General features: G+C 33.2%; 16 protein-coding genes. 5 read left to right on the top strand and 11 right to left on the bottom strand.

Features of this window, described 5'->3' with window-relative positions; translation table 11 throughout:
• Nucleotides 1-99: 99 nt before the first annotated feature.
• Nucleotides 100-1,734 carry an ABC-F family ATP-binding cassette domain-containing protein gene (locus ACEN2F_RS10270; protein WP_441738691.1) on the top strand — a complete coding sequence of 545 codons (1,635 nt, stop codon included), beginning with the start codon at nt 100-102 and terminating at the stop codon, nt 1,732-1,734.
• Between the two features lie 58 nt (nt 1,735-1,792).
• Here ACEN2F_RS10270 and ACEN2F_RS10275 read toward each other — a convergent pair whose 3' ends face one another.
• Nucleotides 1,793-2,077 (bottom strand): GNAT family N-acetyltransferase, encoded by a 285-nt coding sequence (locus ACEN2F_RS10275; protein WP_441738764.1) that lies wholly within the window; start codon nt 2,075-2,077, stop codon nt 1,793-1,795.
• A 23-nt stretch (nt 2,078-2,100) separates the two neighbouring features.
• Nucleotides 2,101-2,823: a pirin family protein gene (locus ACEN2F_RS10280; RefSeq protein WP_441738694.1), complete on the bottom strand. Its 723-nt coding sequence runs from the start codon at nt 2,821-2,823 to the stop codon at nt 2,101-2,103.
• A gap of 113 nt (nt 2,824-2,936) precedes the next feature.
• Here ACEN2F_RS10280 and ACEN2F_RS10285 point away from each other — a divergent pair, with 113 nt between their 5' ends.
• Entirely contained in the window at nt 2,937-3,593 is a 657-nt protein-coding gene (locus tag ACEN2F_RS10285) for an alpha/beta fold hydrolase (protein ID WP_441738697.1), read from the top strand.
• A gap of 54 nt (nt 3,594-3,647) precedes the next feature.
• Entirely contained in the window at nt 3,648-4,562 is a 915-nt protein-coding gene (locus tag ACEN2F_RS10290; protein ID WP_441738699.1) for a lytic transglycosylase domain-containing protein, read from the top strand.
• Between the two features lie 119 nt (nt 4,563-4,681).
• Here the strand turns inward: ACEN2F_RS10290 and ACEN2F_RS10295 are convergent, their stop codons facing one another.
• On the bottom strand, nt 4,682-5,197 hold the full coding sequence (locus ACEN2F_RS10295) for a DUF2892 domain-containing protein (RefSeq protein WP_441738702.1): 516 nt from the start codon (nt 5,195-5,197) through the stop codon (nt 4,682-4,684).
• Nucleotides 5,198-5,360: 163 nt separating this feature from the next.
• On the opposite strand from ACEN2F_RS10295, the gene rpmH reads away from it, so the two are divergent.
• Both rpmH and carB read left to right on the top strand, forming a co-directional pair.
• A complete protein-coding gene (gene rpmH, locus ACEN2F_RS10300) occupies nt 5,361-5,522 on the top strand; it encodes a 50S ribosomal protein L34 (protein ID WP_007136275.1) in 162 nt (53 codons plus the stop codon).
• Between the two features lie 166 nt (nt 5,523-5,688).
• The gene (carB, locus tag ACEN2F_RS10305) at nt 5,689-8,541 is read left to right on the top strand and encodes a carbamoyl-phosphate synthase large subunit (protein WP_441738706.1); all 2,853 of its coding nucleotides are present in this window, start codon (nt 5,689-5,691) and stop codon (nt 8,539-8,541) included.
• Between the two features lie 169 nt (nt 8,542-8,710).
• On the opposite strand, the gene ACEN2F_RS10310 is transcribed toward carB, so the two are convergent.
• The 8 genes from ACEN2F_RS10310 to ACEN2F_RS10345 form a co-directional block, all read right to left on the bottom strand.
• A complete protein-coding gene (locus tag ACEN2F_RS10310) occupies nt 8,711-9,139 on the bottom strand; it encodes a hypothetical protein (RefSeq protein WP_441738708.1) in 429 nt (142 codons plus the stop codon).
• 421 nt (nt 9,140-9,560) lie between these two features.
• Nucleotides 9,561-10,643 (bottom strand): L-dopachrome tautomerase-related protein, encoded by a 1,083-nt coding sequence (locus ACEN2F_RS10315; RefSeq protein ID WP_441738711.1) that lies wholly within the window; start codon nt 10,641-10,643, stop codon nt 9,561-9,563.
• 340 nt (nt 10,644-10,983) lie between these two features.
• Nucleotides 10,984-11,823 carry a formate/nitrite transporter family protein gene (locus tag ACEN2F_RS10320; RefSeq protein ID WP_441738714.1) on the bottom strand — a complete coding sequence of 280 codons (840 nt, stop codon included), beginning with the start codon at nt 11,821-11,823 and terminating at the stop codon, nt 10,984-10,986.
• Between the two features lie 1,293 nt (nt 11,824-13,116).
• Nucleotides 13,117-14,568 carry a DUF2130 domain-containing protein gene (locus ACEN2F_RS10325; RefSeq protein WP_441738717.1) on the bottom strand — a complete coding sequence of 484 codons (1,452 nt, stop codon included), beginning with the start codon at nt 14,566-14,568 and terminating at the stop codon, nt 13,117-13,119.
• Nucleotides 14,569-14,799: 231 nt separating this feature from the next.
• Nucleotides 14,800-15,372: a hypothetical protein gene (locus ACEN2F_RS10330; RefSeq protein WP_441738719.1), complete on the bottom strand. Its 573-nt coding sequence runs from the start codon at nt 15,370-15,372 to the stop codon at nt 14,800-14,802.
• Nucleotides 15,373-15,591: 219 nt separating this feature from the next.
• Nucleotides 15,592-16,131, bottom strand: a complete 540-nt coding sequence (locus tag ACEN2F_RS10335; protein ID WP_441738722.1) for a hypothetical protein — start codon at nt 16,129-16,131, stop codon at nt 15,592-15,594.
• A 193-nt stretch (nt 16,132-16,324) separates the two neighbouring features.
• Entirely contained in the window at nt 16,325-18,055 is a 1,731-nt protein-coding gene (locus ACEN2F_RS10340) for a hypothetical protein (protein WP_441738725.1), read from the bottom strand.
• The gene (locus ACEN2F_RS10345) at nt 18,052-19,140 is read right to left on the bottom strand and encodes a hypothetical protein (RefSeq protein ID WP_441738727.1); all 1,089 of its coding nucleotides are present in this window, start codon (nt 19,138-19,140) and stop codon (nt 18,052-18,054) included. The genes ACEN2F_RS10340 and ACEN2F_RS10345 overlap by 4 nt, the downstream gene beginning before the upstream one ends.
• Nucleotides 19,141-19,242 lie beyond the last annotated feature (102 nt).

Raw genomic sequence — 19,242 nt, forward strand, 5'->3', positions numbered from 1 at the left:
AGTCAACAAAGTGCTTAATTAATCTATCTTTGCACTTTTAAAAAAAGATCGTTTAATTAATTAACCGATTAACCGATTAACCGAATAAACAAATTAACAATGATTACAGTTAACGATATTTCCGTACAATTTGGTGGAACAACACTTTTTAGTGATGTTTCTTTTGCCATAAATGAAAATGATAAGATTGCCTTGATGGGTAAAAATGGAGCTGGAAAATCGACATTGCTTAAAATAATTGCAGGGCAAAGCAAGCCGTCAACCGGTAATATTTCGGCACCAAAAGATGCTGTTGTTGCTTATTTACCGCAGCATTTATTGACTACAGACGGTGCTACGGTAATGGAAGAAACTTCAAAAGCCTTTGGTGAAGTTTTTGGTATGAAAGCGGAAATAGATGAAATCAATGAGCAATTGACGATTCGTACGGATTATGAAAGTGACGCCTACATGAAATTAATAGAGAGAGTTTCTGACTTGAGCGAGAAATTTTATGCTATTGAAGAAATTAATTATGAAGCCGAAGTAGAAAAAATCCTAATTGGTTTGGGATTTGTTCGCGAAGATTTTAGTCGGCAAACCTCTGAATTTTCAGGTGGATGGAGAATGCGAATCGAATTAGCCAAAATCCTTCTGCAAAAACCAGACTTAATTTTGCTGGATGAACCTACCAACCACATGGATATTGAAAGCATTCAATGGTTAGAGGATTTCTTGATTAATTCAGCCAAAGCTGTTGTGGTGATTTCACATGATAGAGCTTTTGTTGATAATATAACGAATCGTACTATAGAGGTGACAATGGGGCGTATTTATGATTATAAGGCTAAATATTCTCATTATTTAGAATTAAGAAAAGACAGACGTGTTCATCAGCAAAAAGCGTATGATGAACAACAACGCATGATTGCGGATAACCGGACTTTTATTGACCGTTTCAAAGGAACTTTTTCTAAAACTGATGCGGTGCAGTCCCGTGTAAAAATGTTAGAGAAACTGGTTATTGTTCAGGTTGATGAGGTGGATACTTCGGCATTGAAATTAAAATTTCCACCGGCAGCCCGTTCTGGTCAATATCCTGTGATTGTCAAAGATTTATCCAAATCGTATGGAGATCATGTGGTTTTTTCGGATGCTAATATGGTCATCGAACGAGGCGAAAAAGTAGCTTTCGTAGGGAAAAATGGTGAAGGAAAATCGACGATGATTAAAGCCATTATGAAACAAATTGAAATCAATGGCGGAAGTTTAGAAATAGGTCACAATGCTCAAATTGGCTATTTTGCCCAAAATCAAGCTTCCTTATTAAATGAAAATGCCACTATTTTTGAAACCATTGATGATATTGCCGTAGGTGATGTAAGAACTAAAATTAAAGATATTCTTGGTGCTTTCATGTTTCATGGTGATGATGTGACCAAAAAAGTGAAAGTGCTTTCCGGAGGAGAAAAAACCCGTTTGGCAATGATTAAATTATTGTTGGAACCCGTGAATCTATTGATTCTCGATGAGCCTTCGAATCACTTGGATATGAAAACCAAAGATATTATCAAAGATGCCTTGCGTGATTTTGATGGAACATTGATTTTGGTATCACACGACAGGGATTTCTTAGACGGTTTAGCAACTAAGGTTTTCGAATTTGGAAACAAAAGAGTAGTAGAACATTTTGAGGATATTGCCGGTTTCTTAGCTAATAAGAAAATGGAAAGTATGCGAGACATCGAGAAATAGTCAAAGTTGTACAAAAAAAAAATCGGCTGTATCCTAAAATACAGCCGATTTTTTTTTGTTACAGTCTAATTCCCGGAGGAAGTAATTCTTTGTAAATAGGATTTTTTTTGAAAAATACTACTATTTTTGGAAGAATAGGAACTACTTTTAATTTTCGTTCAATGGCGATTTCCATTATGTTTTTCAGGAAATTAGAGACAAATTCTTCATCTTCAAACGTTTCTGGAACATTTATTTTGGTTAGAAATATCTTCTTTTCTTGAAAAGAATATTCAACAGAAACTAATCCCTGCTCGACTGTAGTTTCAAATTGTCTGGAAAAAGTATTGTCTTTGATTTCCATCGTGCTAGCTGCATCCATAATAATTAACTCTGATTCATTGGTACTTCTACCAAAAGTATTTTTGATTTGGTACTGATCTTGATTTCAAATGCGTCAAAATCTGTAATTCCCATGGCATCTCTTGCCTTCAAAACTTGGTTGTTAACTTCTATTTCGCCTTCAATCAAAAACAAATAAACACCATTTTTAGGTATTCGCACTTTGTAAGTAATGCTGGTATTGCTGTCGAATATTCCTAAATGGAAAAAGGTTTTCTGGTAAACCCAAAGTGCATTGCCATCATTTTGATCATTTGGCGAAACAATGTTTACAAAGGTATTGATTTGATTCTCAATATCAAATGATTTCTGGTCGTATCTTGGCAGGACGTTTTCTGTATCAGGAAAAACCCATAATTGCAATGTTTTTGCTTCGTCTTTCTTGCTGGCATTCATTTCAGAATGTTCTACTCCGGAGCCAGCGCTCATTACTTGTACTTCACCAAAACCAATTATACCTTCATTTCCCATACTGTCACGGTGCTTTAAGCCACCTTCAAGTGGAATAGTAATGATTTCCATATTGGCATGACTGTGGGTACCAAAACCCATTCCGCCAGCGATGGTATCATCATTTAACACGCGCAACATTCCAAATTGAACGCGTTCAGGATTGAAATAATTTCCAAAAGAAAAAGAAAAATTGGCTTTAAGCCAACCAAAATCAGCTTTACCTCTTGTGCTCGATTCAAATAGTTGTGTTGTCATAAATTATTGATAATATAAGTTGATTGGGACAGTAGTTTCAGATAAAAAAATTAATTTTATGCAAAATTCGCTATAAAAAAGTGGAAAGGTGTTATAAAATCGTTAAAACAACTATGAGTAAAATTCCAGTTTATCTAATGCCAGGATTAGCGGCAAGTACCGCAATTTTTGAACGAATTGCTCTTCCTGCAGATCGTTTCGAAATCTATTTGTTAGAATGGGAAATTCCACTAGACAATGAATCCTTGGCGAACTATGCAAAGCGGATTGCCACTAAAATCAAACATGAAAATGCGGTTTTAATTGGAGTTTCATTTGGAGGTATTTTGGTTCAAGAAATGGCACGATTCATTGATTGTAGAAAAGTAATTATCATTTCGAGCGTCAGAAGTAATCTAGAATTTCCTTTTCGATTAAAAATTGCTAAAACGACTAAAGCCTATAAGTTAATTCCTTTGCGCTTAATCGCCAATATTGAATCTCTTGCTAAATTTTCGTTTGGAGAAAAAGTGAATCAAAGATTAAAACTGTATCAAAAATTTCTTTCCGTTCGCGATATTCGCTACTTAAACTGGGCAGTAGAACAGGTCGTTTTATGGGACAGAACTGTTGTCGATGAAGTCGTTATTCATATTCATGGCGATATGGATGATGTTTTTCCTATAAAAAACATTAAGAATTGCATCGTTGTAAAAGGAGGAACGCATATTATGGTTTTAAATAAATACAGATGGTTTAATACGAATTTACCAGGCATTATAGAAAGTTAGAAGGAAAATTTAAACAAGCTGTTTTTTTTTATTAATAACAGCTAAACTAATAAAATGAGAAAAATTAAAATAGTAAGTACTATCGCAGTTCGGTGTTTGGCAGGGGGTTTATTGATTTTTAGTGCTTCATGCAAGAATCCTAATGCAAAATTAGTTCAAAAAGAGATTGTTAAGAAAGAAGCAACAATGCATTATTTTCCAGAAAAAATTGACTTTGCTGGTGAAGAGGCTCCTTTGAAAATTGCAGATGTAAAAGAGCGATTTGATAGAGAATTAATAGTGAATACCAATTACCATTCGTACACGATTCTTGCCTTGAAAAGAGCCAATCGGGCTTTCCCAGTAATAGAACCCATTCTTAAGAAAAATGGAGTTCCAGATGATTTTAAATATTTAGCAGTTATAGAAAGTGGATTAGTAAATGTTGTATCAAAGGCTGGGGCAAGAGGCGTATGGCAATTTATGCCGGAAACCGCTAGGGAAATAGGTTTGGAAGTAAATACGAATGTAGATGAGCGCTATCATCTTGAAAAATCAACTCAGGCAGCCTGCGATTTTCTTTTGAATGCTAAAGCAAAATTTGGTTCTTGGACATTAGCTGCCGCTTCCTATAATAGAGGATTGGTTGGAATTAAAAAATTATTAGATTTCCAAAAACAAGCAAATTATTATGATTTGTATATGAATGAGGAAACAGGTCGGTACTTGTTCCGAATAATGGCGCTTAAAGAAATTATGAAGAACCCACCTAAATTTGGTTTCGAAGTCAATAAAGAGGATAAGTATGAAATGATTCCGACGAAAAAAGTTACAATAGATTATCCCATTACTAATCTAGTCGCTTTTGCAAAAAGACAGGGAATTAATTATAAAATTTTAAAAATACATAATCCTTGGCTTAGGGAAACGAAGCTAATCAATACCACGGGTAAAACGTATCAAATAGAAATTCCTTTGAAAGGGTATTAACTTTTTTAAATCTTAGAAGGTGTTTTAGTAAATAGCAATGGTGTTTTAGATGACTTAAAAGTAATAAAAAAAGGGTCAAATGTGTATCATTTGACCCTTTTTCAGTAAGTAGAAACAAACTATATTTTCTTCATTTGTTCTTTCATCATGACAATTTGATCTTTCAACATGTTTTGTTTGTCTAATTTTTTAGCTTCATTCAATAGGGAAGTGGCTTCAAGTTTACGACGACGTGTCATGGCAACGCCAGCTAGGTTTAATTTGGCTACAGCTAAATCCATATCCATTGATAATCCGAGTGCAATTGCTTTTCGGAAATATTTTTCTGCTTGGTTGATGTTCGTTTGCGAAAGCATGATTCCGTGCAAATAATTGAAATAGCCTTGTTGTTTTTGTACCAAAGCCGTATCTGGATTTTTGATATAAGCCAACCATTTTTTGGCACCTTCAAAATCTTGTTTTCTTAGTTTTAAAAAGGCTAATAAGATGAATTCATTTTTGAAGTAAAGGAAAATGGGAATTGCACTCAATAAAACAAGAAAAATTCCGTTGCCGATATTACCTACTGTGAATTGCCAAATGCCAGTAGCGATAATAAGTCCGGCGATAATAAGTTTGATATTTCTGTGAAACATAGTATGATTATTTTAAGATCACAAATATAGTAAAATGAAATGAAAATATTTTTACAAAACTACTTGCGAGAAAAAAAAGTCTTTGTATATTTGCACTCGGTTTTAGAATAACAGTTATTCAAAATAAGAAGACATATAAATAAGATTTTAAAGATACAAAGCAATGAGCAAAAGAACGTTTCAACCATCGAAAAGAAAAAGAAGAAATAAGCACGGATTTATGGACAGAATGGCTTCTGCGAATGGAAGAAAAGTTCTTGCTAGAAGAAGAGCTAAAGGAAGACATAAATTGACTGTTTCTTGCGAACCAAGACACAAAAAATAATGTTTGTATAAACATAAATAAGGCGTTACTTTTTTTAGTATCGCCTTTTTTTATACCTATTCGTTAAAAAAAGAATTAAAGTTTTTTGTTACAAGGTTTTAATGTCTCGCAACTGACTTAAATCTTAAACTTTAAACCCAAAAAAACTAACTACAATCACACTATCATGCCAAAAGATACATCCATAAAATCAGTTTTAATAATAGGTTCAGGTCCAATTGTTATTGGTCAAGCGTGCGAATTTGATTATGCGGGATCGCAATCTGCCCGTTCTATTCGTGAAGAAGGAATTGAAGTTATATTAATAAATTCGAATCCTGCTACTATTATGACCGACCCAAGCATGGCCGATCATGTTTATTTGAAGCCATTAACGACCAAATCAATCATTGAAATCCTAAAAGCACATCCGCAAATTGATGCTGTTTTGCCTACAATGGGAGGACAAACTGCCTTGAATCTGTGTTTGGAAGCTGATGAAAAAGGAATTTGGGCTGATTTTGGGGTAAGATTAATTGGGGTTGATGTAAACGCGATTAATATTACCGAAGACAGAGAGCAGTTCAAACAATTGCTTAAAAAAATTGGCGTACCCTCTGCTCCGGCAGAAATATGTACATCTTATCTTAGAGGAAAAGAAATTGCTCAGGAATTTGGTTTTCCGTTGGTAATTCGTCCTTCGTTTACTTTAGGGGGAACCGGAGCTGCTATTGTTTATAAAAAAGAGGATTTCAACGAACTTTTAACCAGAGGTTTAGAAGCTTCACCCATTCACGAAGTTTTAATTGATAAAGCTTTAATGGGCTGGAAAGAATATGAATTGGAATTATTGAGAGATAAAAATGATAATGTTGTGATTATCTGTTCGATTGAAAACATGGATCCAATGGGAATTCACACCGGAGATTCCATCACAGTGGCGCCGGCAATGACGTTATCGGATACTACTTTTCAAAGAATGCGTGATTATGCGATCTTGATGATGAGAAGTATAGGGAATTTTGCTGGAGGTTGTAACGTGCAGTTTGCCGTTTCGCCAGACGAAAAAGAAGATATCGTAGCTATTGAAATTAATCCTCGTGTGTCTCGTTCCTCTGCTTTGGCATCTAAAGCAACCGGCTATCCTATTGCAAAAATTGCTTCTAAATTAGCTTTGGGGTACAACTTAGATGAATTGCAAAACCAAATTACCAAATCGACTTCGGCTTTGTTCGAACCTACTTTGGATTATGTGATTGTGAAAATTCCGCGTTGGAACTTTGATAAATTCGAAGGTGCTGATAGAACTTTGGGACTTCAAATGAAATCCGTTGGTGAAGTAATGGGAATTGGACGTTCGTTCCAAGAAGCGTTGCACAAAGCGACTCAATCATTGGAAATCAAAAGAAATGGTTTAGGAGCTGACGGAAAAGGATACACAAACTACGAACAAATTATTGAGAAACTGACCTTTGCGAGTTGGGATCGTGTTTTTGTTATTTATGATGCGATCGCTTTGGGAATTCCGTTGAGTCGCATTCATGAAATTACCAAAATCGATATGTGGTTCTTGAAACAATACGAAGAACTGTACACGTTAGAAAAAGAAATTTCAAGTTATAAAGTAGATTCTTTGCCAAGAGAATTGTTATTAGAAGCAAAACAAAAGGGTTTTGCCGACAGACAAATTGCGCACATGATGCGTTGCTTAGAAAGTCAAGTTCATACGTTGCGAACTACTATGAATATTAATCGTGTATTCAAATTAGTAGATACTTGTGCAGCAGAGTTTAAAGCAAAAACGCCATATTATTACTCGACTTTTGAAGCCGAAATAGAAAAAGCAGACGGAACACGTTATGTAGATAACGAAAGTATTGTTACCGATAAAAAGAAAATAATCGTTCTTGGGTCAGGCCCAAATAGAATTGGACAAGGAATTGAATTTGATTATTCTTGCGTTCATGGAGTGCTTGCCGCCAAAGAATGTGGGTATGAAACTATTATGATCAACTGTAATCCGGAAACTGTTTCGACAGATTTTGATACAGCAGATAAATTATATTTTGAACCAGTTTTTTGGGAACATATTTACGATATTATCCAACATGAAAAACCAGAAGGGGTAATCGTACAATTAGGAGGTCAAACGGCTTTGAAATTAGCCGAAAAACTCTCAAAATACGAGATAAAAATTATAGGAACCAGCTTTGATGCTTTGGATCTAGCCGAAGACAGAGGTCGTTTCTCTGAATTGTTAACGGAACTTCAAATCCCTTTTCCACAATTTGGAATTGCAGAAACGGCTGACGAAGCTTCTGCATTGGCGGATACTTTAGATTTTCCATTATTGATTCGCCCTTCTTATGTGTTAGGAGGTCAGGGAATGAAAATTGTAATCAACAAACAAGAACTGGAAGAACATGTGGTGAATTTATTGAAAACAATTCCAGGAAATAAATTGCTATTAGACCATTATTTGGATGGTGCAATTGAGGCGGAAGCCGATGCAATTTGCGATGGAGAAAATGTGTACATCATAGGAATTATGGAACACATCGAGCCATGCGGAGTGCACTCTGGCGATAGTAATGCAACTTTGCCTCCGTTTAATTTAGGTGAATTTGTGATGCAACAAATAAAAGATCATACTAAGAAAATCGCATTGGGGTTACGAACAGTTGGTTTAATCAACATTCAGTTTGCAATAAAAGATGATATTGTTTATATCATTGAAGCAAATCCTAGAGCATCTCGCACAGTTCCATTTATTGCAAAAGCGTATGGAGAACCGTATGTAAATTATGCGACTAAAGTTATGTTAGGTCACAATAAAGTTACCGACTTTACCTTTAACCCACAATTAAAAGGATATGCCATAAAGCAACCGGTTTTTTCTTTCAGCAAATTCCACAATGTGAACAAGGCTTTAGGTCCAGAAATGAAATCAACAGGAGAAAGTATCTTGTTTATTGATGATTTAAAAGATGATCAATTCTACGAATTATACTCTAGAAGAAAAATGTATTTGAGTAAATAAAAACTTGAATTTATTCTATATAAAAAGCCCCGATTGGGGCTTTTTTGTTGTTTCGCTAGCGACCTATTGATATGGAATTAAAGTCGGAGACGTTTGCTACTGTAATCCGATTAACTTATCGTAAAGTGGAGCAAATAGAATTGTATATCACCTAAGTTAAAGTATGTTTCTATATCTTAAAAAGATCCAGTCTTTGTATCCAGGGAATTTCTGACTCTACAAATGTAAGTTTGGTATTGATGATGCGGTCGCTTTTATCTCGAGGATTTTTAGTAACAAATCGCGCCTTTGATGCATTGAAATCCACGGTATATTTCTCATCAAAGTCTTCTTGTTTGTTGGTAGCGAAAGTAATCACATTGTCTTTCTCAGTCCATTTTCCTTTTCCGTATTTATTTACTTCAGACGGAAATCCGTTTTTAATTTTGGAATACGAATGAAATACGAATGTTCCGTCTTGCAACAAGTTCAATTTATATTGAATTAGATCATCGCCAGCTGTGCTAAAAGTACGATTATAATCACCAGAGAACCCATTCGATTGCGAGAATATTGTAAGGCTGAACAATACAAATAACGTGGTCAGTAGTAATTTCATTAGTTTGATTTGTTTAATTGGTTCGTGCTTTTTTGCTGCTTTTGGGTTTATTTGTGGGCAATAGGCCTAAGTCATTGCAAGGAACGAAGCAATCCCATCCAGTTTATCTATTGTTCATTTGCTCCTTATTGTGGGAACAGAATTCAACCGAGCGACAGCGAACTATCGAAATAATCCTGCAACAGTATTTATGGATGCCCGAGCGATTTGTATCTTTTTTTGCTGTTGACATTCATTTCTATTCTTGCACAACTGTAGCTGCACATTTGTAAAAATAGTGAAACTTATTCACTTGAAAATAAAAGGGATCCGATTTTTCGGACCCATTTTATATCATATATTGAAACTAAAAACGAATGTTTGATTGCAGTAAACTTTATGTACGTTGCAAATCCTGAATTTATCAAAGAAATTTTTTTTACTATTTGGCTAATTTGATTTTGTTTAAAGTAAAAGTCAAATTTGAAATGTCAGCTGTAACTTCATTTATTCTGGAGTTTGTAAAATACAAGTAGTTGTCATAAATACTAAATGTATCTGCCCATTTTATCTTGTCACCTTCTACCAAAGTGTGAATACTGCCATCTGGTTTTCGATACTGGATTTTATTGTTTTCTAAATCGGCAAAATATAAATTACCGTTTTGGTCAAATAGCATTCCGTCCGGTGCGGCAGTTTTTGCCTCAAATCGAACGCTTTCCCCCATGCTTTTTTCATCTTCAGAGTCAAGCATATTTGTTGCAATTGAATAGAGGCTGTATCCTGTAAGGGCATGAAAATAAAGTCGGTCGTTTACAGTGTCCAAGGCTATTCCATCAGAATGAATCGTATTTTCCCATTTTTTGTCTCCAAATGTCAAAAAGGCTTGTTCAGCAGCTGTTGATTTGTGGTTGTCCAAAACCCTTCTGGAACGACCGGATTTAATGTCTAGGATGACAATACCAGAGTTTCCAGAGTCAGTAAGATAGATTTTTTGAGTTTTTTTATCTATTCTAAGATCGTTGATATAAGAATCAGCGTGGTAGCTGTTTTTATCTAGAATATAGGTTTTAACTAATTTGTCAGTTGTTAGATCAAAAACAAAAATACGAGGCGCATCCAGTACATTTTCAAATAATTGACTTCTGGTGTCTAAAACATACAATTGGTTTTCAAAGGCAACTACTGATTGCACTCCAACAAATTTATTGGCTACAACTGGCTGTCCAATCTCCCAAGAATTCCAATTTTCATCCGGATAGCTTTCTTGAACGGGAGTATTTGTTATTTCCACGACGGAATTATCAACTCCTTTTCTCCATCTCGGAAAGTTTACAAAAATACGCCCGGCATCAGTAAGTGTGACTCCGGTAACCTGTTGCCCTTTGAACGCAGCTACTTCGATCACTTGATTTGATGTGCTGTCAACTTGCTGATTTTTAACTTCAGCCGTTTTTTTGCTGGTCGTTTCTTTGCAGGAAGATAAGAATGTAACTATTGAAAATATAAAAAGAATCTTTTTCATTTCAGTTTGTTTTATTTGTGGAAGATTGGATTAAGTCATTTCGAGGAAAGACAAAAGCCTATTCCTATTATTTGCTGCTCGTTGCGTACACTGTTTGCAAAACTACGGTAACTCTTGTGAATATCCGAGTGATCTGGTTTATTTCCTAGCGACTCGTTTAAGTCATTGCGAGGAACGAAGCAACCACATCCTAGTTGGTCTCTTATTTTATTTGCTTATAGTTGTGGGCACAGAATGCAATTCTGCGCTAACAATTGGGGAATCTTAGTGATAGGGGAGATTATCCCTGTGGAAATTAAAGACTGAGTTATAACCTTACGCATAAAAGGTGACTTTAAATTTAATAATTTGATTCAAATATTCGGTATTTAAATAATCCTACAACGATTGCACCGCCGATGATATTACCAATTAGTGCTAAAGCTAGGAAGCTTATATAATCTAAGAAATGAATGTTATCAGAATATAATAAAGCACCGAAAACCTCTATGTTCCCAACTATACTATGATGGAATCCTCCAAAGCCAATTACTCCAGTAATCATAAAAATTAATAAAATTCGAGTAAGGGAATTAATGGTGCTATTCAGTAGCCAATTTAATAAACCCATTAGCCAGCCTGCGACTATGGCGCTTAAAAATAATACCCAAGAGTCATAGTGTATTACGTGTTCTCCAATAGTAATCATGGTTTCATGAGTAAATAAATCTAATTTAGGTCCAAGATAAGCAATAAATAAGGTGAATAAAATACCTCCTACCACATTGCCTAGTATCACTACGCCCCAAATGCGTATTAATTCGATGAATTTTCGTTGTCCGTTTAGTACCGGTAGTGTCAATACAGAAGTTTGTTCCGTAAAAAGAGCCGATTTCCCTACGACTACAAGTATAAAACCTAAGGGATATACTAGACTGAAGAGCTTGAAAATTGTATTTTCTCCTACTTTTCCAGTTAAAAGATAGTGCAGAGAACATAGAAGGAAGTAGCTAAACCCTATTTCGAGTCCCGCAATGATTGCACTAAGACCTAGTGCCTTGTTTTTTATTTTAAAAATAGCTTCACCTTCATGTATAACGCGACTCAATATGTCACGGTATTCGCTAACTCCATCAACTTGTTTAGATGTCTTCTCTAAATCCTTCTGAAATTTTTCTTGGTCTTTGCGCTCGGTTGTCATTTGGGAAAATTAATTAATGCAATTTAGTGAAAATTAGTTTAGTCTTTGTAAAAAGCAACTTAATGCGAAAATCTGTAAGAGACAACTAAAAAGTTGTTAACGTTATTCTCCATAGTAGCGTTTGGAAGTTTTATCTGCAGGTACTTTAATTAACTAACCCAAAATAGCAGAGGCATTTTCTTTGTGATTATTCAAGCAGGATTTAATGTTACCTAGTTAGTCTAATTACCCTAAGTTTTAAACTTTTTTTTTATAGCTTGTGAGTGACATAATTGTAATATGAAATTTTGAAGTCCCTATATATAATTCCTTTAAATAGTAATGAATTCACAATCCCATTTTTTGAATTATGCGTGTAAAATTGTGTAAGGAGTCCATTTGGAAAATTGTTCCGCGCTTTCCAAATTTCATATGCAGTTGAAAACTCTAGCATAGGTAAAAAATCGAAACTGGGGTTGATACGACTTATTCATACTTCGTAGAGCTGGTAAAGTTATCGCGTTGCAAACGCTATGATTGTGCTCAAAATTTAAATTTATCCCACTTAGAAAATAGTTTGTCCCTTTTATTATTGCCATCTTTTTACATCTTCTCGAAATAGAAGTAAAGCTAATCCGGAAGCAAATACCATACAGCTGATTAACATTAGAAGACCATTATTCCAAATGAAGTAGGAAAGTCCAACAAAAGGACCGCCTATTACTACCATAAGAGCACTTACTGGATTTGTTTTGATGAAGTTTAGCGCATGAGCAGCCAAACCTATAAAAAGTAAAGATGGGCCAACAATAATAAATGGGTATAAGATTAATGGTGTATTACTTATTTGTTCTCTTAATTTTTCGCTGCCAATAGCATCATTACCAAAACTTCACATAATAAAATCAATTGTGCAAAGTCCGATATGAGCAATAATTCCTAGAGTTGTAATTATAGAAGCTACGGTGTTAATCTTGTTCTTGGGAAATACATTATTAAAAGAAAATAGTAACACAGCTCCAATTAAATTAAACCAATGCGCCAGATCAATATATTTTTGAGTGTTCAATGAAATAAGAGCAAAGAATACATAACTTGTAACGAAAAAAACGAGTCCTATTGCGCATAACGTTTTTGGTTTGACCATAATGTATTTAAGGTGATTTATTGTTTTGCTTACTTAGTTTATACTGCGAAGTCGGGAGACTTCGCAGAGCAATCTCATCCAGTTTGGCTATTATTTTATTTGCTACTTGTTTTAAGCACAGTTTGCAAAACTGCACTAACAATTTTGGATATCCATGAGATCAAGAATTATTTCACTTTACTATTTAAGTCTTCAAATTTTGCAGTCATTGTTGGATTTCCTCTTGTCAATTTCTTAATTGTCAAATCGTCAGCTTTATTGTTTGCAAGTCGAAGATTGTTTTCAGAAGATAAAAGTGCCTCTTTTGTTTTTTGAAGATGGTCAATTGTTTTATCTATTTCATCAATAGCTAGTTTAAATTTCCTGCTTGCCAGTTCATAATTTTTCGCAAATCCCTCTTTAAAAGTATTAATGTTTTCTTCAAAATTCGTAATGTCAACATTTTGACTTTTTACTAATGCAAGTTCTGCTTTTGCTTTCATTGAATTCATAGCAGCATTTCGTAAAAGTGTTATAATTGGAATGAAAAATTGAGGTCTTACTACATACGTTTTTTCATGTCTATGAGAAACATCAACAATTCCGGCATTGTATAATTCGTTTTCAATTTCTAAAAGTGAAACGAGAACTGCATATTCACATTTTTTTTCATTTCTATCTTTGTCTAATTCTTTTAAAAAGTCCTCATTTTTCTTTTTTGTTGCGGTTTCATCACCTTCATTTTTCATTTCAAACATAATAGAAATGATTTCGTTTCCGAATTCGTCAGTTTCTTTATAGATATAATCGCCTTTGCTTCCAGATCTTGAGTCATTGTCTTTCTCAAAATATGCTTTTTGAAACGCTGTTGCACGAAGTTTATTAAATTCTATTTCGCAATGTTGTTCCAAGGTTTCACCTAACATTTTAGTAGAAAGTTTTAGTTTCATATCCTTGCGAAGTGCTATTTCATCGTCTTTATGCTTTATAATATCATCTTTCGCCTTTAGTTCTGCTGTATACTTTTCGCTTAAAGATTTTTCTAATAGCTGTTTTTCTGCTTCTTTAAGTTTTACATTATAGGCAAAATCATCTCTCTCTTTTTCTATTTTTTGGGTTGCTTCTGTTATTGAAAGTTTTTTTACAATTTCTGCATTTTCAAGTTTTGCTTTAATTTCTGCCAGCAATGTTTCTTTTTCAGCCAATTGTCGATTTGATTTGTTTTCATTATCAGCTTTTAGCTGAATTATTTCTTTATCCTTGTCGTCTCTCTCTTTTTCTATTTTTTTGATTGCTTCTGAAACGGAAAGTTTCTTTTCGCTTTCTGCATTTTCAAGTTTTGCTTTAATTTCTGCAAGCAAAGTTTCCTTTTCAGCCAATTGTCGAGTTGATTTACTCTCATTATCAGCTTTAAGTTGAATTATTTCTTTATCCTTATCCGCAATTTCGGTTTGCAATGAATTTTTAAGATTTGCTTCAGCAAGCTTCACAGCACCTTCTTTTTCCTTTTCAGCGAGGTTTAAACGAGTTTGCAATTCGTCCTCAAATTGGTGGTCTCGCACTTGTTTAAGAATATCAGCAAAGCCAGCTTCATCAACTTTAAAAGCTTTTTTACAGTTAGGGCAAATAATTTCGTTCATAATAATTGAGGTATGCGTTATTTAATTGTTTTATTCTTGTTACTGTGCTAAAGTAACTCAAAATCTATTGCGTCGAGGTAACGATTGAGGATATTCGAGCGATCAGGATTTTCGGGGAAGGAATTGTCTGCCAAGACAAATGCTCGTAGAAAATCCGCACACCCAAATTTACGATTTTGCCCGCATAGCGCAAACTTGCTGTGAGCGGTTCGGGCTTTTAATTGTTGTTCTTTATTTATTTGACGATGCTATTTGCACAAACTTTGATGCAATATATAATATTCCAGGTCGGACCAATATATATAGTATTGCACTCACTAATGTTAATATGGATCCGATACCAGTTGGAAGAACAGCACCAAATGTAAATGTCATGCCAATAACGAAACCTAAAAGACATTCTGCCCGAAAAATTGGAAAGTACAGGGCTAATGGCAATAGTCCCAATATCATGTAACCCGATAAATCCGAATAGCCAAAAGTAAAAAAGACAGATAGCAGCACCCCGAATAATAAAGAACCAGTGAATCTGTAAAGTGTATGTTTTTGATAATTTGACGTTTCAGACCTTCCATTGTTATGACGAACAATTCTCTTTTGGATTCGGTACAAAAGAAACCAAGTTAAAAAAGGAAGTAGCAGTCCACCCCACCAATTAGAGATTTCCGGTAAGTCTTTATCGTTCAAAATATGGTGACTTGGTACACCTCCATGATAATAATTCCAGGCTAAAAGTGTCCATATAGCAATTGTTACAATTCCTGTGAAATATATACGGATCTTAAAAAACATTTTCTCGTCCATAAAAGCTGATTATGATTGTCTACTTAGTTGATTCATACATTAGGATTTTTTAGCCTGACGTTCTCGCTAAACAAGCAATTTGAGACTAAAGTAAGCCTTGTTTTTGGATTTGCCACCAGAGGGATAGCGAACAAGCGAAGCAAATCATCCCAGATATAAAACCATTTTTCCATTAAGCCAAATGCCCAAATCCGTTGTAGTAGCTTTTGGCAATTGGCTTTACAATTTAATTGTTATATAGTATTCTGTTATTCTCAATAGTACAAAACAAATAAAAGCAATAGCTAATTTGATTCTAAATTTTTTTTTTGGTTGTTGAAATGTATTGAAATTGATTAAAGCTTTTATGCTTTGAATAACTTTATCTTTATTTAACCACAAAATTATTAGAAGTAACACTTGGTATAGAATAGCTGCTTTTAAAGCTCCAAGATGCACTTCGAAATATATGTCTTGTAAAATCACATTTACAAGTATAGTAGATGTAAACAAACAACCAATAATTCTAGTTCTTTTTATCAAAATTAATGTTCCTCCAATTATTTCAAAAAGTCCTAAAGTTAATGCATATGATTTAGAGTAACCATAAAAAGCCCACATCAATTCCATTCCGGTCAAGTCTGAAACAGTTTTGTTAATTTCAGAAGCTCCATCAAATTGGAATATTTTACCTCCACCATAAACAAACAGTGCAAATACTACAATCCAACTAATTGCATTTTCAAAAATTTCTATTTTATCTTTTCTGTCGAATTTCATTCTTCGTGGTTTTCTTTTAGCTTGTTACCCAAAGGCTAGCGCGAGCGTCCCGCTCGTGCCAATTACAATTTAAAATGTATTTGCTTTTGTTTGTGTTCACGAGCGGGACGCTTGCGCCACGGGCGACTTAGCGGAGCAATCATAATTATATTTTGTTGTTACAACTTATTTATACTTCGCATAGCAATCATGATTAAATGTTATCAATTATCTCAAAAGTGTCCTCGATTAGTTCTTTTTGAGAATCATCATTCTGTTTCAATAATGCTTTTTCATTTTCACCATTTCCTACACAAATCAGGTACGCTTTATCTTTAAATATATCTCTTTTATATTCTTCGATTTTAGAATCGATATTTTTATCATCAGCTATTGATAAAATTGTTTGTGTATCGGTTGGAAAATTTTTAGTTATAAATTCCAAAATTTTTATTCTATTACCACCATCAATATCTTCTTTAAAAACACTGTCAAGGATAAATGGTAGCCTATGTATATCATTTGTTTGAGTCAGAAGATTGTTGAAAGCAAAATGATAACTTAGAACTGCTTTATGGAGTTCTACTCCCTGAAATGGGAATGTAGATAATTCATAAAGTTTATAGAACCTTTCATCTTTAAGTACAGGTAGACCTAATTCAATATTATAGGTGAAATATTTATTTTTAAAAATTTGACTCTTTTTTTCTCTTTCTAAATTTATATCATCATCTGTTTTGTATTTTTTTAACTCTCCTTTTTCAAAGTTTAGATCAATAGTCAATTGACCTATTTGTTTAGTTAAATTTTCAAAAATTTGAATATTTGCTCTGTTTTCAATGTAGTTTTTAAGTGTAATATTGTTTTCAGAGTATTTGTTGAATGTCTTAAATGTCGTTCCTATTTCAATTCGATTTTCTTCGATTCTTTTATTTAATGAATTAAGAGTAGATTGCATTTTTTTTATTTTTTCACCTAATTCTTTTTTTAGTGAAATAGTATCATTTTCTTCCTGAAAAAATGAATACACATCTTCAATTTGTGAAGGTAATACTTGAGTACAAGTTGGGCAATTATCTTTTCCAGGCTCTTGTTTATTATGATTTCTGCTCACTTTGGAAACGACAGCTAAACGTTGATTATAAAAAGTTAGCTGATTAGAATTATTTACATAAGTGTTTTCTAATTCAAGTAATTTGTCTTTTCTAGTTGAAATATCAGCTATAAGAATATTGGCTTTTCCTTCTAACGTTTCATCAATAACTTTGGCTAATTTTAAATCTTGATTATCTTTTTCAACATCAGTGTAAAATTTTATTTGTTGTTGTAACCTACTTACTTCTTTTTCAATTCTTCTTTTTTCTTCTCTGTCAAAAACATTTTCAATTCCTAAGTAATAATCTAAGAAATCTTCTTTGAAGTTCTTATAATAAGTTAAATTATTGAAAGATTTTCTAAGGTAAACCCAACCAACTTCTTGAGAAACATAATATGGTAGAAAAATAGTTTCAATTGGTGCTTCAGTAATTCCTGCATTTGATTCTAATTGAAGATTAAATTCAAACAATTCATTGAAGTATTTTTTAAGTTTTATATGTTCAGCTGACTGATCGGCGCTAATACCGTTGAACCGGAGCACCTTTTTGTTTGAGTCTCTAATTAAAAGAGTTTCATCTTGTCGAACAAAAACATACTTTTCTGTTTCTCCATTTTTTTTGATAGAACAGTCTAGTCTTATAAAAATTTGTTCTGATAGAATTTCTGCTAATTTTATTTTGTTATCATTTATGCCAAATGCAAATAAAATTAACTGAATTAAAGTACTTTTTCCAGATGTGTTTTTACCATAAATCACATTTAATTTATCCTTAAATTTAGTATGGAAGAATTTATTGTTTACTTCGCTGTGTATTAAAACACTATCTATCTGTAATTTTATATTCATAAGGTGTTTTTAATTTCAATATAAGCTGCTACAATTGTTGCCTTGAGTTGTAAATTTAAAAGTGTAGATGATTTCTCTTTGTTAAATGCATTTATAAAGGCACTCATACAATCTTTATCTAAAGTGTGATTTCTAAATATTTGCTTGTTACTTTCTACAAAATTGTAAATTTTTTGATGCTCACTTTCATTAATATCCTTAAACTTATCGAAGCTATTAAGATAATGAAGTTCAAAAGTGGATGCATCAAGTATATTAATATTTAATTTTTGTCGTATTTCTTCTCCCTTATCTCTCCAGAAATCATAAGCTAATTTTTTGGTCGTGAGTATATTTAATATTTTTTCAATTTCATTTGATTCTATTCTCTTTTTATTATCACTTAATTTAGCAACGTTCCCTTGGTTTAGATTGCTTTCAATTGTTTTTAGTGCGTAATAAAATGTATGTAATGCGGCTTTATGGTCAGAAATACTATTTCCGAAAACAGAAATAAACATTCCATTTAATAGGTCTAATTGCGATTGAGTGGTTCTACCTAAATCAATAAATCTAAAATTTAATGTTTCAAAATTTGCCTGATTCTCCTTACTGAAAATTATTTTTTTATTTCCTTTTAAGAGCTTATCTTTTATATTTTGGTTAAGATTTTTATAGCCATAATTTACTGTAGACTCATTAATCGTGCATATGTAATCCTGTTTTTTAATTGTAGATTTTAATTCGATTGTATTATTTGTGGCAAAATAATTTTTCTGATTGAATGTTGAATTTTTTGGATGCGGATCATCTAAAATAGATTGACTCGTTTCTGCTATTTTTTTTATGATTTCTAGAATAGTTCCACTTGTCCATTTTGTTGATGACTTTTTTGCTTGGTAAGTCTCGATTTTCGAAAGCGTAATATTATTTTCTAAAAATCCAAAGATAATATCCTCCAGATGCTCGAGAACTATAAAGTATCTTTGGTTTTTTAAAGAATTATATTTTTCAAGAAATAGGTAAATGGTACAATTTTTCTGAAAATCCATTCCAATATTAGCATGAACCCCAGCATTTATTTCCGGATTATATTTTATTGTCATTTATTGTTTTTTCTCGTAAATAATGGTAATTATAAAATACACTATGTTTTGTTTCTTAATTTAACTTAGTTTCCCAAATATATAAATTAACACCGAAAAACT

Origin of the sequence: Flavobacterium sp. W20_MBD1_R3, assembly GCF_052119725.1 — a bacterium.
In the GTDB taxonomy this organism is placed as follows: domain Bacteria; phylum Bacteroidota; class Bacteroidia; order Flavobacteriales; family Flavobacteriaceae; genus Flavobacterium.

Excerpts from the sequence above, each read along its gene's own strand:
- ACEN2F_RS10270 (WP_441738691.1), top strand. The coding sequence starts at position 100 with ATGATTACAGTTAACGATATTTCCGTACAATTTGGTGGAACAACACTT.
- ACEN2F_RS10275 (WP_441738764.1), bottom strand. The coding sequence starts at position 2,077 with ATGGAAATCAAAGACAATACTTTTTCCAGACAATTTGAAACTACAGTC.
- ACEN2F_RS10280 (WP_441738694.1), bottom strand. The coding sequence starts at position 2,823 with ATGACAACACAACTATTTGAATCGAGCACAAGAGGTAAAGCTGATTTT.
- ACEN2F_RS10285 (WP_441738697.1), top strand. The coding sequence starts at position 2,937 with ATGAGTAAAATTCCAGTTTATCTAATGCCAGGATTAGCGGCAAGTACC.
- ACEN2F_RS10290 (WP_441738699.1), top strand. The coding sequence starts at position 3,648 with ATGAGAAAAATTAAAATAGTAAGTACTATCGCAGTTCGGTGTTTGGCA.
- ACEN2F_RS10295 (WP_441738702.1), bottom strand. The coding sequence starts at position 5,197 with ATGTTTCACAGAAATATCAAACTTATTATCGCCGGACTTATTATCGCT.
- rpmH (WP_007136275.1), top strand. The coding sequence starts at position 5,361 with ATGAGCAAAAGAACGTTTCAACCATCGAAAAGAAAAAGAAGAAATAAG.
- carB (WP_441738706.1), top strand. The coding sequence starts at position 5,689 with ATGCCAAAAGATACATCCATAAAATCAGTTTTAATAATAGGTTCAGGT.
- ACEN2F_RS10310 (WP_441738708.1), bottom strand. The coding sequence starts at position 9,139 with ATGAAATTACTACTGACCACGTTATTTGTATTGTTCAGCCTTACAATA.
- ACEN2F_RS10315 (WP_441738711.1), bottom strand. The coding sequence starts at position 10,643 with ATGAAAAAGATTCTTTTTATATTTTCAATAGTTACATTCTTATCTTCC.
- ACEN2F_RS10320 (WP_441738714.1), bottom strand. The coding sequence starts at position 11,823 with ATGACAACCGAGCGCAAAGACCAAGAAAAATTTCAGAAGGATTTAGAG.
- ACEN2F_RS10325 (WP_441738717.1), bottom strand. The coding sequence starts at position 14,568 with ATGAACGAAATTATTTGCCCTAACTGTAAAAAAGCTTTTAAAGTTGAT.
- ACEN2F_RS10330 (WP_441738719.1), bottom strand. The coding sequence starts at position 15,372 with ATGGACGAGAAAATGTTTTTTAAGATCCGTATATATTTCACAGGAATT.
- ACEN2F_RS10335 (WP_441738722.1), bottom strand. The coding sequence starts at position 16,131 with ATGAAATTCGACAGAAAAGATAAAATAGAAATTTTTGAAAATGCAATT.
- ACEN2F_RS10340 (WP_441738725.1), bottom strand. The coding sequence starts at position 18,055 with ATGAATATAAAATTACAGATAGATAGTGTTTTAATACACAGCGAAGTA.
- ACEN2F_RS10345 (WP_441738727.1), bottom strand. The coding sequence starts at position 19,140 with ATGACAATAAAATATAATCCGGAAATAAATGCTGGGGTTCATGCTAAT.